We start from the raw sequence: 12668 nt of genomic DNA on the forward strand, positions 1-12668 counted from the left end.
GCATGTGGGGAATTATCGCGACCTGGCGAATGGCGCTTGAAGGCGTCACCGAGTCTGCATCTGCGCTGGCTGCGGGGAAACCGGTCTCGGCAGCGGTGGTGGATGCCGTCGCCGCCGTCGAAGACTTTCCGTTTTATAAATCCGTCGGCTACGGCGGGCTGCCGACCGAAAATGGCGAGGTGGAGCTGGACGCCGCCTATATGGACGGCGACACGCTGGCGTTTGGTGCCGTGGGCAACCTGGTGGATATCGCCAACCCGGTGCGCGTGGCGCATGCGTTAAGCCGCCAGCGCTACAACAGCCTGCTGGTCGGCCAGGGCGCGAGGGAATGGGCGCTGAGCCAGGGTTTTGCCGACAAAACCATGCTCACCGACCGCGCCATGCAGCACTACCGCAAACGCTGCCGCGAAACGCTGGATAAGGGCTTAAGCCCTTACGACGGACATGACACCGTCGGCATTATCGGCCTCGATAAACAGGGCTCAATGAGCGTCGCTACCTCCACCAGCGGCCTGTTCATGAAAAAACGCGGTCGACTCGGCGATTCGCCGATCATCGGCTCCGGCTTTTACTGTGACAGCGAAACCGGCGCCGCCACCGCCACGGGCGTCGGTGAAGATCTGATGAAAGGCTGCACCAGTTACGAAATCGTTCGCCGCATGGCGCAGGGTATGACGCCGCAGCAGGCGGCGGATTCGGTAGTGTTCGAACTGGAGGACAAGCTGATGTCGCGCTTTGGTCGCGTGGGCGATCTCTCCGTGGTGTGCATGAACAACAGGGGCGAATTTGGTGCCGCTACCAACATCAAAACCTTTTCGTTCGTGGTGGCGACGGCTCGCCAGCCCCTCACCGTTTTTCGTACCGAACGCCTGCGGGAGAAAACGCATTATCACGCGGTAGACGATGAGTGGATGCAGGCCTATGCCGCGCGGATCCGCGCGCCGATTGAGGAGTCATGATGATTACGTATCAGTTTATCACCGCGCTTTCCGACGCGAAGCCGCAGAGCCATTTGATTGCCTCCGCCTCCTGTACGCTTTTGCCCGAAACGGCGCTTGTCGCGGAAATGCGCGAGTCTGCCAGCATCGCTGACACCCGCTTTGGCTGCGCCCCGTTTGCCCGGATCACCCTGCTGCCCGATGCGCTCTGGCAGGATAGCCTGACCGAAGGATTACTGACGGCGCTGCGCCCGCTGCTGGCCTCGCCCGTCAGTCCCGAGCTGATACTGGACGTGACTGATATCGACGATGTGGTGCTGGCGCAGGTGCTGCGTTTTCTCTTTAATCAGGCGCACAGGCTTAGCGATTTGCAGTTGAAGGAAACCAGCGACAGCGTCCGTCTTGAGCGCATCGCCGCGCTCTGCTTACCCGAACAGCAGGAGCGACTGGCGGTTATTTTCCGCCAGCAGCAGGCCATCGCCCACGGCATGGTCGCGGCGCGACGTCTGGCGGATACCCCGTCCGACCGCTGCACGCCGCAGTTTGTGGTGGAAGAGGCGCAAAAACTGTGTGCCGCCTTCCCTGCCCTGCGGTGCGAAGTGCTGAATGAAAAGCAAATCGTTGAGGACGGTCTGGGGCTGCTGCACGCCGTCGGCAAAGGGGCGACCTGTCCGCCGCGCCTGCTGGCGATTCATTATGATGGTGTCAACGACGGCCCGGTGCGCTGCTATGTGGGTAAAGGCATTACCTTTGATACCGGTGGCCTGTGGCTGAAGGAAGGCGCGGGCATGTACACCATGAAATACGACATGTGCGGTGCGGCTAACGTGCTGGGCCTGATGCTGACCGTCGCAGAGCTGGCGCTGCCCGTACGCATCATGGGCGTGCTGGCGCTGGCGGAAAACGCCATCGGCCCGGACGCCATGCAGCCCGGCACGGTAGCAACGGCCTGCAACGGGATCACCGTTGAAATCAACAACACCGATGCCGAAGGCCGACTGGTGCTGGCGGACGCCATCGCCTGGGCCAGCCAGCGGCATCCGCAGGCGCGCTATATCATTGATATGGCCACGTTAACCGGTGCGGTCGTGAAGGCGCTGGGGTATGAGCTGAGCGGGCTGATGACGCAGGATGAACCGCTGCGCGCGGCGCTGACGCTGGCGGGTAAGCAGAGCGGCGATGAAGTGTGGTCCCTGCCGCTGGATGCGCGGCTGAAAAAGCAGACCGACAGCGCGATTGCCGATCTGTGCAACACGCCGACCAACAATGCGGCGATCAGCGCCTCGGCGGCGTGGCTGCTGCATCACTTCTGCCCGCCAACTATTCCGTGGGCGCATCTGGACATCAGCGGTACGGCGCTGTGGCGTGAAAGTGGGCGAAGCGTGGCATCGGGAAGACCGATTCCACTGCTGGTTGAGCATCTAATGGGGGATCTTTAGCCGAGTGGCGGCTGCGCCTTACCCGGCCTACAAAGTGCGGCAGGTTTTCGTAGGCCCGGTAAGGCGCAGCCGACACCGGGCGAGCAAATTCAAAGCTTGAGAATATCTTTCACAAACGGGATGGTCAGCTTGCGCTGGGCGGTAATGGAGGCGCGATCGAGCTGATCGAGCGTATCAAACAGGGTGCGCATTTCGCGATCCAGACGCTTCAGCAGGAAGCGCCCTACGTCCTCCGGCAGCTCAAACCCGCGCTGCTTTGCGCGCAGCTGTAACGCCTGAAGCTTATCTTCATCCGACAGCGGCTGGAGCTTGTAGATTTGGCCCCAGTCCAGGCGAGACGCCAGATCCGGCAGTCCCAGATTCAGCTGACGAGGCGGACGATCGCCGGTGATCAGCAGCCGTGTTTTCCCCGATTCCAGAATGCGGTTGTAGAGGTTAAAGATCGCCATTTCCCACGGCTCATCCCCCGCCACGCATTCGATATTATCAATGCACACCAGCGAGAGATGTTCCATTCCCTCAAGCACCTCAGGCACGAACCAGGTACGTTTATCCAGCGGCACGTAGCCTACCGCATCGCCGCGCGCCGAAAGCTCCGCGCAGGCGGCATGCAGCAGGTGGCTGCGCCCCGCGCCTTCGCGTGACCAGATATAGATGTATCCGCTGTGTTCCTGGCGCAGCACGTTTTGCAGTGCAGCCAGTAAAGAGGGGTTATCACCCGGCCAGAAACTCGCGAAAGTTTCGTCGTCAGGGAGATAGAGTGGCAGAGAGAGCTGTGCCGGTCCGTTCAGAAGTACCTCAACCAGATCTTACATAAAATCGGCATGGAGTTTAACACGGAACCTGCAAGGAGAGAACCGGGCGGATCGTCCACCCGGTTAAAGGATCAATGTGGTGCTTTTTCGCTGTCGTCCGCGTCCAGAATTTGTTCTTCCGGGCGAATTACCGAGATCAGCTTGAAAATCAGGCTCAGGCCCACGCCGACGATGGTCGCCAGCGCCATGCCTTTCAGCTCGGCCGCACCAATGTGCACCTTCGCGCCGCTGACGCCGATAATCAGGATCACCGAGGTCAGGATCAGGTTCTGCGCCTTGCTGTAATCCACTTTGGATTCAATCAGCACGCGAATACCGGAGGCACCGATCACGCCGTACAGCAGCAGAGAAACGCCGCCCATCACCGGAACCGGGATGATCTGAATCGCTGCCGCCAGCTTACCGACGCAGGAGAGCAGAATAGCGATGATCGCCGCGCCGCCGATAACCCAGGTGCTGTAGACGCGGGTAATCGCCATCACGCCGATGTTTTCACCGTAGGTGGTGTTTGGCGTAGAACCAAAGAAACCGGAGATGATGGTGGAGAAACCGTTCGCAAACATGGAGCGGTGCAGACCCGGGTCGCGGATTAAATCGCGCTTAACGATGTTCGCCGTTACCACCAGGTGGCCGACGTGCTCCGCAATCACCACCAGCGCCGCAGGCAGAATGGTGAAGATCGCAAACCATTCAAAGCGCGGCCTGTAGAAGGTTGGCAGCGCGAACCAGTGCGCCTCGGCAATCGGGGTGGTATCCACCACGCCCATCACGAAGGAGAGCGCGTAGCCCGCCAGCACGCCGATCAGGATCGGGATAATCGCCATGAAACCGCGGAACAGCACGGAACCAAACACCGTTACGCCCAGGGTCACCAGCGAGATGATAATGGTTTTGGAATCCGGTGACTGGCCGTCAGCAGGCAGCAGACCGGCCATATTCGCCGCGACGCCCGCCAGTTCGAGACCGATGACGGCCACGATGGCGCCCATCGCTGCAGGGGGGAACATCACGTCCAGCCAGCCGGTACCGGCTTTCTTCACAATGAAGGAGACCAGGCAGAACAGCACGCCACACATGATAAAGCCGCCCAGCGCGACCTCATAACCCAGCGGCAGCAACAGCAACACCGGCGAGATAAAGGCGAAGCTCGACCCGAGATACGCCGGAATTTTGCCTTTACAGATGAAGAGGTACAGCAGCGTACCGATGCCGTTGAACAGCAGCACGGTAGCCGGGTTAATGTGGAACAGGATTGGCACCAGCACGGTTGCGCCAAACATGGCGAACAGGTGCTGCAAACTAAGCGGGATAGTCTGTAAAAGCGGCGGTCTTTCACTCACCCCGATAGCACGGCGCGTCATAGTGTTTTCCTCTGAGTAGTATCGTTGTTGGTGTTTTATTCAAAAAAAAGCCGACTATCAAAGTCGGCTTATTTATCGTTATTCGATTATTTCGTACCAAAGATCTTATCGCCGGCATCGCCGAGCCCCGGGATGATGTACCCGTGCTCGTTCAGGCCCTGGTCGATAGAGGCGGTATACAGCTCAACGTCCGGGTGCGCTTTTTCCAGCGCCGCGATCCCTTCCGGTGCCGCAACCAGCACCAGCACTTTAATGCTGCTGCAGCCCGCTTTTTTCAGCAGGTCGATGGTGGCAATCATTGAACCGCCGGTTGCCAGCATCGGGTCAACCACCAGCGCCATACGCTCGTCGATGTTGGACACCAGCTTCTGGAAGTAAGGAACCGGCTCGAGGGTTTCTTCGTTACGGTAGATCCCCACCACGCTGATGCGCGCGCTTGGCACGTGCTCCAGCACGCCTTCCATCATGCCGAGACCGGCACGCAGGATTGGCACAACGGTAATTTTCTTACCTTTGATCTGCTCAACCTGCACCGGGCCGTTCCAGCCTTCGATGGTGACTTTTTCCGTTTCCAGATCGGAGGTCGCTTCGTAGGTCAGCAGGCTGCCGACTTCAGAGGCCAGTTCGCGAAAACGCTTCGTGCTGATGTCATGCTCACGCATCAGGCCCAACTTGTGTTTAACGAGTGGGTGTTTCACTTCCACAATCTTCATTCTCTTTCTCCTCTGAATGGCATCCGCAAAAAAATCGCGGGATTATACCGCTTTTTTCGGATTAGGCCATACCCATGTTGCTTGACAGGGATCAAGCAAAGACAAAAAAGCCGGAGGCTGAGTTCCGGCTTGGGTGCGGGTTCTGCCCGGTGGCGCTGCGCTTACGCGGGCCTACGTGTATTGTAGGTCGGGTAAGCGTTAGCGCCACCCGACAATTACAGGTTATCCCCGTTGCTCGCAATCACCTGCTTATACCAGTCGAACGACTTCTTCTTGCTGCGGTTCAGCGTGCCGTTGCCTTCGTTGTCTTTATCGACAAAGATAAAGCCGTAGCGTTTTTTCATTTCACCGGTACCGGCAGACACCAGGTCGATACAGCCCCACGGGGTATAGCCCATCAGGTCTACACCATCTTCCACCACCGCTTTTTTCATCTCGCGGATGTGAGCGGCCAGGTAGTCAATGCGGTACTGGTCGTTCACCGTGCCGTCGCTCTCCTGCACGTCGATTGCGCCAAAGCCGTTCTCAACGATAAACAGCGGCAGCTGGTAGTGATCCCAGAACCAGTTGAGGGAGTAGCGCAGCCCCACCGGGTCAATCTGCCAGCCCCAGTCGGATTTTTGCACGTACGGGTTAGAGACCAGGCTCTTGCTCTCGTCGTAATCCAGCTGCGGGTTGTCCGCCGTCGCCTTGGTGGCGAAGGACATATAATAGCTAAACCCGATGTAGTCCACGCAGCCCTGCGTCAGCGCCGCTTTATCTTCTTCGGTAATATCCAGCGCGAAGCCGCGACGTTCGAAGTAGTTGAGCAGATGCTGCGGGTACTTGCCGCGCACGTGCACGTCGGTGAACCAGTAGCGGCGGTGCATGGCATTCATCGCCATCATCATATCGTCCGGCGCGCAGGTCAGTGGATAGATAGGACACATGGCAATCATGCAGCCGATCTGCAGGGACGGGTTAATCTCGCGCCCCGCCTTCACCGCCAGCGCGCTGGCCACCAGCTCATAGTGCGCGGCCTGGAACATTACCGGCTCGCGATCTTCGCCCGGCGCGTACTTCAGCCCCGAGTTGGTGAATGGGGCAAAGTCTTCGTGGAAGTTGGCCTGGTTGTTGATCTCGTTAAAGGTCATCCAGTACTTCACCTTGTGCTGATAGCGCTGGAAAACCACTTTTGCAAAACGAACGAAGAAGTCGATCAGCTTACGATTGCGCCAGCCGCCGTATTCCGTGACCAGATGGAACGGCATCTCGAAGTGAGACAGGGTAATAACCGGTTCGATGCCGTGCTTCAGACACTCGTCGAACAGGTCGTCATAGAATTTCAGGCCTGCCTCGTTCGGCTCAAGCTCGTCGCCTTTCGGGAAGATCCGCGTCCAGGCAATAGAGGTGCGGAAGCATTTGAACCCCATCTCGGCAAAGAGTTTGATGTCTTCTTTATAGCGGTGGTAGAAATCGATGGCTTCATGGTTAGGGTAGTTTTTCCCGTCCAGCACGCCGTTGGTGATTTCACGCGGCACGCCGTGCGCGCCTGCGGTCATCACATCGGCCACACTCACCCCCTTGCCGCCCTCTTTCCAGCCGCCTTCGAGCTGGTGCGCCGCAACCGCACCGCCCCACAGAAAATCTGCTTTAAATCCTGACATTCACTTTCCCTCATTCTGCGTTATTTTCTGCAAAAACAATTACAGAAACCGGTTTCAGTTGAATGATGTGCAAAGCCGTTTCGGGTTGCAAGGAGAATACCGAAACCGGTTTCATTTTCGTGAACAGACGCAAGTTTGGGCGCACTGGCAGGCTGCGCGTAAAAAAAGATCCCTACGTCCAGAATAGGCTCGCAAACGTTTGCCTGGACTGTTAGAATTGCGCCGATTTTTCTTACTAGCTATGCAATCGCGTGGGGATTTAAGCCGTGACCAACAAAACTTCTCTCAGCTACAAAGATGCCGGTGTTGATATTGACGCAGGTAATGCGCTGGTTGACCGAATCAAAGGTGTGGTGAAAAAAACCCGCCGCCCGGAAGTGATGGGTGGTCTGGGTGGATTCGGCGCACTGTGCGCGCTGCCGCAAAAATATCGTGAACCTGTTCTGGTCTCGGGAACTGACGGTGTAGGCACTAAACTGCGCCTGGCGATGGATTTAAAACGTCACGACACGATCGGTATCGATCTGGTCGCGATGTGCGTGAATGACCTGGTGGTTCAGGGCGCAGAGCCGCTGTTCTTCCTCGATTACTACGCGACCGGCAAACTGGACGTAGATACCGCGGCAAGCGTGATCAACGGTATCGCCGAAGGGTGCCTGCAGTCTGGCTGTGCGCTGGTTGGCGGTGAAACCGCGGAAATGCCGGGCATGTATCACGGCGAAGATTATGACGTCGCGGGCTTCTGCGTCGGTGTAGTAGAAAAATCAGAAATTATCGACGGCAGCAAAGTGGCCGATGGCGATGTGCTGATCGCGCTGGCCTCCAGCGGCCCGCACTCCAACGGCTACTCCCTGGTGCGTAAAATCATCGAAGTGAGCGGCTGTGACCCGCTGACGACCGAGCTTGACGGTAAACCGCTGGCTGACCATCTGCTGGCCCCGACCCGCATCTACGTGAAAAACGTGCTTGAGCTTATCGAGAACGTCGACGTTCACGCTATCGCTCACCTGACCGGCGGCGGCTTCTGGGAAAACATCCCGCGCGTTCTGCCGGACAACACCCAGGCGGTAATCGACGAATCCTCATGGCAGTGGCCAGCCGTGTTTAACTGGCTGCAGACCGCAGGCAACGTGAGCTCCCACGAAATGTACCGCACCTTTAACTGCGGCGTGGGCATGGTTATCGCCCTGCCGGCAAGCGAAGCGGATAAAGCGGTCAAGCTGCTGACTGAAAAAGGTGAAAACGCGTGGAAAATCGGTACGATTAAAGCCTCCGATTCCGAACAGCGTGTGGTCATTGAATGAAAAACATCGTGGTGCTCATTTCCGGCAACGGAAGCAATTTGCAGGCGATAATTGACGCCTGCAAACAGAAGAAAATCAATGGCACCATTCGGGCAGTTTTCAGCAACAAGGCCGACGCGTTCGGCCTTGAGCGCGCGCGGGAAGCGAACATCCCTGCGCACGCGCTGGAAGCCAGCCAGTTCGCCGGGCGTGAAGCCTTTGACCGCGAGCTGGTGCATGAGATTGATGCCTACGCGCCGGACGTGGTCGTACTGGCGGGCTATATGCGTATTCTGAGCCCGGCTTTTGTAGAACACTTCGCCGGACGTCTGCTGAATATCCACCCTTCCCTGCTGCCGAAATATCCCGGCCTGCACACCCATCGTCAGGTCCTGGAAAACGGCGATGAGGAGCACGGCACCTCCGTGCATTTCGTTACCGACGAGCTGGACGGCGGTCCGGTGATCCTGCAGGCCAAAGTCCCGGTCTTTGACGGCGATAGCGAAGAAGACGTGACCGAACGCGTGCAGACCCAGGAGCACGCCATTTACCCGCTGGTGGTAAGCTGGTTTGTCGACGGGCGTCTCGAAATGCGCGACGGCGCAGCCTGGCTGGATGGCGTGAAGTTACCCCCGCAGGGTCATGCTGCCGAAGAGTAGTTTGTTATGTCGGGTAGCGCAGCTGCGCTTACCCGACCTGTTCATTGCATTACCCGATATCCCCTTCTCCAACCTTCTAAAATCCCCAACAAAAAAAATAACTGTCATACTTTTCTGGCACTGTTGGACATATCGTGGAAATGCTCGCCATAATAAGGACGAGACGGATTTACCACGTCCTGTGATTGAACTGGAGTGTGAGCTGTAATGGGTCAGGAAAAGTTATATATCGAGAAAGAGCTAAGCTGGTTAGCATTTAACGAACGTGTACTCCAGGAAGCGGCAGACAAAAGTAACCCGCTGATCGAGCGCATGCGTTTTTTGGGCATCTATTCCAACAACCTGGATGAGTTCTACAAGGTTCGCTTTGCCGAGCTGAAAAGGCGCATCATCATCAGCGAAGAACAGGGCCTAAACTCGCACTCGCGGCACCTGCTGGGCAAAATTCAGTCCCGCGTGTTGAAAGCCGATCAGGAATTTGACGGCCTGTATAACGAACTGCTGCTGGAGATGGCGCGTAATCAAATCTTCCTGATTAACGAACGTCAGCTTTCCGTTAACCAACAAAACTGGCTGCGCCACTACTTTAAACAGTACCTGCGCCAGCACATTACCCCGATTCTGATCAACCGCGAAACCGATCTGGTGCAGTTCCTGAAAGATGACTACACCTATCTGGCCGTGGAAATTATTCGCGGTGAATCCATCCGTTACGCGCTGCTGGAGATCCCGTCCGACAAGGTGCCGCGCTTTGTGAACCTGCCGCCGGAAACCCCGCGCAGACGCAAGCCGATGATCCTGCTCGATAACATCCTGCGCTACTGTCTGGACGATATCTTCAAGGGCTTCTTCGATTACGATGCGTTAAACGCCTACTCGATGAAGATGACCCGTGACGCCGAATATGACCTGGTGCACGAGATGGAAGCCAGCCTGATGGAGCTGATGTCGTCCAGCCTGAAACAGCGCCTGACGGCCGAGCCGGTACGCTTTGTCTATCAGCGCGATATGCCGGACGCCATGGTGGAAATGCTGCGCGAGAAGCTGACCATTTCGCGCTATGACTCCATCGTACCGGGTGGTCGTTACCACAACTTTAAAGATTTTATTGGCTTCCCGAACGTCGGCAAAGCCAATCTGGTGAACAAGCCGCTGCCGCGCCTGCGCCATCTGTGGTTCGATAAATTCCGCAACGGATTCGACGCCATCCGCGAACGCGATGTCCTGCTCTACTATCCGTATCACACCTTTGAGCACGTGCTGGAACTGCTGCGTCAGGCCTCGTTCGACCCGAGCGTGCTGGCGATCAAAATCAACATCTACCGCGTGGCAAAAGATTCCCGCATCATCGACGCGATGATCCATGCGGCGCACAACGCCAAAAAAGTCACCGTGGTGGTTGAGCTGCAGGCGCGCTTCGACGAAGAGGCGAACATTCACTGGGCGCGTCGTCTGACGGAAGCCGGTGTGCACGTCATCTTCTCCGCGCCGGGGCTAAAAATTCACGCCAAGCTGTTCCTCATCTCCCGTAAAGAGGGCGACGAGGTAGTGCGCTACGCCCACATCGGTACCGGGAACTTTAACGAGAAAACGGCGCGAATCTATACCGACTATTCGCTGCTGACCGCCGATGCCCGCATCACTAACGAAGTGCGCCGGGTCTTTAACTTTATTGAGAATCCGTACCGTCCGGTGAACTTTGACTATCTGCTGGTCTCGCCGCAGAACTCGCGCCGTCTGCTGTACGATATGATCGATAAAGAGATCGCCAATGCCCAGAAAGGGCTGTCGTCCGGCATCACGCTGAAGCTTAACAACCTGGTTGATAAAGGGCTGGTGGACAGGCTGTACGCGGCGTCCAGCTCCGGCGTGCCGGTTAATCTGCTGATCCGCGGCATGTGCTCGCTGATCCCGGAACTGGAAGGCATCAGCGACAATATTCGCGTGATCAGCATTGTTGACCGCTACCTGGAACACGATCGCGTCTATATTTTCGATAATGCGGGTGATAAACAGGTCTATCTCTCATCGGCAGACTGGATGACGCGCAATATTGACTACCGAATTGAAGTCGCGGCACCGCTGCTGGATCCGCGCCTGAAGCAGCAGATCCTCGACATCATCGAGATTCTGTTCAGCGATACCGTGAAAGCACGCTATATCGACAAAGAACTCAGTAATCGCTATGTACCGCGCGGCAACCGCCGCAAAGTGCGGTCGCAACTGGCGATTTACGACTATATCAAATCACTCGAGCAACCCGATTAACCTATGCCGATAAATGATAAGACCCCACGCCCGCAGGAATTCGCCGCGGTCGATCTTGGCTCTAACAGTTTCCACATGGTCATCGCCCGTGAGGTTGATGGCGCGCTGCAGATCATCGGTCGTCTGAAGCAGCGGGTACACCTGGCGGATGGCCTTGATGAACGCAGCATGCTCAGCGAAGAGGCAATGGAGCGTGGGTTAAACTGCCTGTCGCTGTTTGCTGAACGCCTGCAGGGCTTCTCGCCCTCCAGCGTGTGCATCGTGGGCACCCACACCCTGCGCCAGGCGCTAAACGCGCCGGAGTTCCTCAAGCGAGCTGAAAAAGTGATCCCCTACCCGATTGAGATCATCTCCGGCAACGAGGAAGCGCGTCTGATTTTCATGGGCGTTGAGCACACCCAGCCGGAAAAAGGGCGCAAGCTGGTTATCGATATCGGCGGCGGCTCAACGGAGCTTGTGATCGGCGAAGACTTTGAGCCTCGCCTGGTGGAAAGCCGCCGTATGGGCTGCGTCAGCTTCGCGCAGATGTATTTCCCGGGCGGCACCATCACCCGCGAGAACTTCCAGCGTGCGCGTATGGCGGCCGTCCAGAAGCTGGAAAACCTGGCCTGGCAGTACCGTATTCAGGGCTGGAACGTGGCGCTGGGCGCGTCCGGCTCGATTAAAGCCGCGCATGAAGTGCTGCTGGCGATGGGTGAAAAAGACGGGATTATTACCCCTGAACGCCTGGCTCTGCTCACCGAAGAGGTGCTGAAGCATAAAAGCTTCGACGCCCTGAGCCTGCCGGGCCTGTCCGATGAGCGTAAATCAGTCTTCGTACCGGGGCTTGCGATCCTGTGCGGCGTGTTTGATGCGCTGGCGATTAAGGAACTGCGTCTCTCCGACGGCGCGCTGCGCGAAGGCGTGCTGTACGAAATGGAAGGCCGCTTCCGCCATCAGGATATTCGCAGCCGTACCGCGCAAAGCCTGGCCAACCAGTACAACATCGACCGCGAGCAGGCGAAGCGCGTGCTGGACACCACGGTGCAGATGTACGAACAGTGGGAAGAACAGAATCCGAAGCTCGCACACCCGCAGCTTGCCGCGCTGTTAAAATGGGCCGCGATGCTGCACGAGGTGGGGCTGAACATCAACCACAGCGGGATGCATCGCCATTCGGCCTACATTCTGCAAAACAGCGATCTGCCTGGCTTCAACCAGGAACAGCAAACCATGATGGCGACCCTGGTGCGTTATCACCGCAAAGCCATCAAGCTCGACGATCTGCCGCGCTTCACGCTGTTCAAGAAGAAGCAGTTCCTGCCGCTTATTCAGCTGCTACGCCTGGGCGTGCTGCTCAATAACCAGCGCCAGGCCACCACCACGCCGCCCACGCTGAAGCTTAAAACCGACGACCATCACTGGACGCTGAGCTTCCCGCACGACTGGTTCAGCCAGAACGCGCTGGTCCTGCTGGACCTGGAAAAAGAGCAGCAATACTGGGAATCGGTCACCGGCTGGCTGCTCAAAATTGAAGAAGAGAGCGCCGACGTCGCCGCGTAACGGT

Annotated in this window: 10 protein-coding genes; 6 read left to right on the top strand and 4 right to left on the bottom strand. The window is 57.5% G+C overall.

Going from position 1 to position 12668, the window contains the following annotated elements; genetic code table 11:
- Positions 1 to 2: 2 nt before the first annotated feature.
- Positions 3 to 959 (top strand): glycosylasparaginase, encoded by a 957-nt coding sequence (locus tag AC0TNG_RS10385; RefSeq protein ID WP_024907561.1) that lies wholly within the window; start codon positions 3 to 5, stop codon positions 957 to 959.
- Positions 959 to 2377, top strand: coding sequence for a leucyl aminopeptidase family protein (locus tag AC0TNG_RS10390; protein WP_473713478.1), 1419 nt, complete (start codon positions 959 to 961; stop codon positions 2375 to 2377). The genes AC0TNG_RS10385 and AC0TNG_RS10390 overlap by 1 nt, the downstream gene beginning before the upstream one ends.
- A gap of 89 nt (positions 2378 to 2466) precedes the next feature.
- Here AC0TNG_RS10390 and AC0TNG_RS10395 read toward each other — a convergent pair whose 3' ends face one another.
- The 4 genes from AC0TNG_RS10395 to AC0TNG_RS10410 form a co-directional block, all read right to left on the bottom strand.
- Entirely contained in the window at positions 2467 to 3168 is a 702-nt protein-coding gene (locus tag AC0TNG_RS10395) for a DnaA inactivator Hda (protein WP_166792068.1), read from the bottom strand.
- A gap of 95 nt (positions 3169 to 3263) precedes the next feature.
- Positions 3264 to 4553 (bottom strand): uracil permease, encoded by a 1290-nt coding sequence (gene uraA / locus AC0TNG_RS10400; protein WP_267217613.1) that lies wholly within the window; start codon positions 4551 to 4553, stop codon positions 3264 to 3266.
- An 86-nt stretch (positions 4554 to 4639) separates the two neighbouring features.
- Positions 4640 to 5266 carry a uracil phosphoribosyltransferase gene (upp, locus tag AC0TNG_RS10405; RefSeq protein ID WP_008501641.1) on the bottom strand — a complete coding sequence of 209 codons (627 nt, stop codon included), beginning with the start codon at positions 5264 to 5266 and terminating at the stop codon, positions 4640 to 4642.
- Positions 5267 to 5481: 215 nt separating this feature from the next.
- Positions 5482 to 6912 (bottom strand): 6-phospho-beta-glucosidase, encoded by a 1431-nt coding sequence (locus AC0TNG_RS10410; protein ID WP_048991281.1) that lies wholly within the window; start codon positions 6910 to 6912, stop codon positions 5482 to 5484.
- Between the two features lie 266 nt (positions 6913 to 7178).
- On the opposite strand from AC0TNG_RS10410, the gene purM reads away from it, so the two are divergent.
- The 4 genes from purM (at position 7179) to ppx (ending at position 12664) form a co-directional block, all read left to right on the top strand.
- On the top strand, positions 7179 to 8216 hold the full coding sequence (purM, locus tag AC0TNG_RS10415; RefSeq protein ID WP_024907556.1) for a phosphoribosylformylglycinamidine cyclo-ligase: 1038 nt from the start codon (positions 7179 to 7181) through the stop codon (positions 8214 to 8216).
- Positions 8213 to 8854, top strand: a complete 642-nt coding sequence (purN, locus tag AC0TNG_RS10420; RefSeq protein ID WP_032646794.1) for a phosphoribosylglycinamide formyltransferase — start codon at positions 8213 to 8215, stop codon at positions 8852 to 8854. The genes purM and purN overlap by 4 nt, the downstream gene beginning before the upstream one ends.
- Positions 8855 to 9061: 207 nt before the next feature.
- Positions 9062 to 11122 carry a polyphosphate kinase 1 gene (gene ppk1 / locus AC0TNG_RS10425; protein WP_024907554.1) on the top strand — a complete coding sequence of 687 codons (2061 nt, stop codon included), beginning with the start codon at positions 9062 to 9064 and terminating at the stop codon, positions 11120 to 11122.
- 3 nt (positions 11123 to 11125) lie between these two features.
- On the top strand, positions 11126 to 12664 hold the full coding sequence (ppx, locus tag AC0TNG_RS10430; RefSeq protein ID WP_473713457.1) for an exopolyphosphatase: 1539 nt from the start codon (positions 11126 to 11128) through the stop codon (positions 12662 to 12664).
- Positions 12665 to 12668: the final 4 nt, after the last annotated feature.

Source organism: Enterobacter sp. PL_is514 (assembly GCF_055816715.1).

What these genes read in the sequence shown, in the direction of transcription:
- AC0TNG_RS10385 (WP_024907561.1), top strand. Translation starts at nt 3, where the DNA reads ATGTGGGGAATTATCGCGACCTGGCGAATGGCGCTTGAAGGCGTCACC.
- AC0TNG_RS10390 (WP_473713478.1), top strand. Translation starts at nt 959, where the DNA reads ATGATTACGTATCAGTTTATCACCGCGCTTTCCGACGCGAAGCCGCAG.
- uraA (WP_267217613.1), bottom strand. Translation starts at nt 4,553, where the DNA reads ATGACGCGCCGTGCTATCGGGGTGAGTGAAAGACCGCCGCTTTTACAG.
- upp (WP_008501641.1), bottom strand. Translation starts at nt 5,266, where the DNA reads ATGAAGATTGTGGAAGTGAAACACCCACTCGTTAAACACAAGTTGGGC.
- AC0TNG_RS10410 (WP_048991281.1), bottom strand. Translation starts at nt 6,912, where the DNA reads ATGTCAGGATTTAAAGCAGATTTTCTGTGGGGCGGTGCGGTTGCGGCG.
- purN (WP_032646794.1), top strand. Translation starts at nt 8,213, where the DNA reads ATGAAAAACATCGTGGTGCTCATTTCCGGCAACGGAAGCAATTTGCAG.
- ppk1 (WP_024907554.1), top strand. Translation starts at nt 9,062, where the DNA reads ATGGGTCAGGAAAAGTTATATATCGAGAAAGAGCTAAGCTGGTTAGCA.
- ppx (WP_473713457.1), top strand. Translation starts at nt 11,126, where the DNA reads ATGCCGATAAATGATAAGACCCCACGCCCGCAGGAATTCGCCGCGGTC.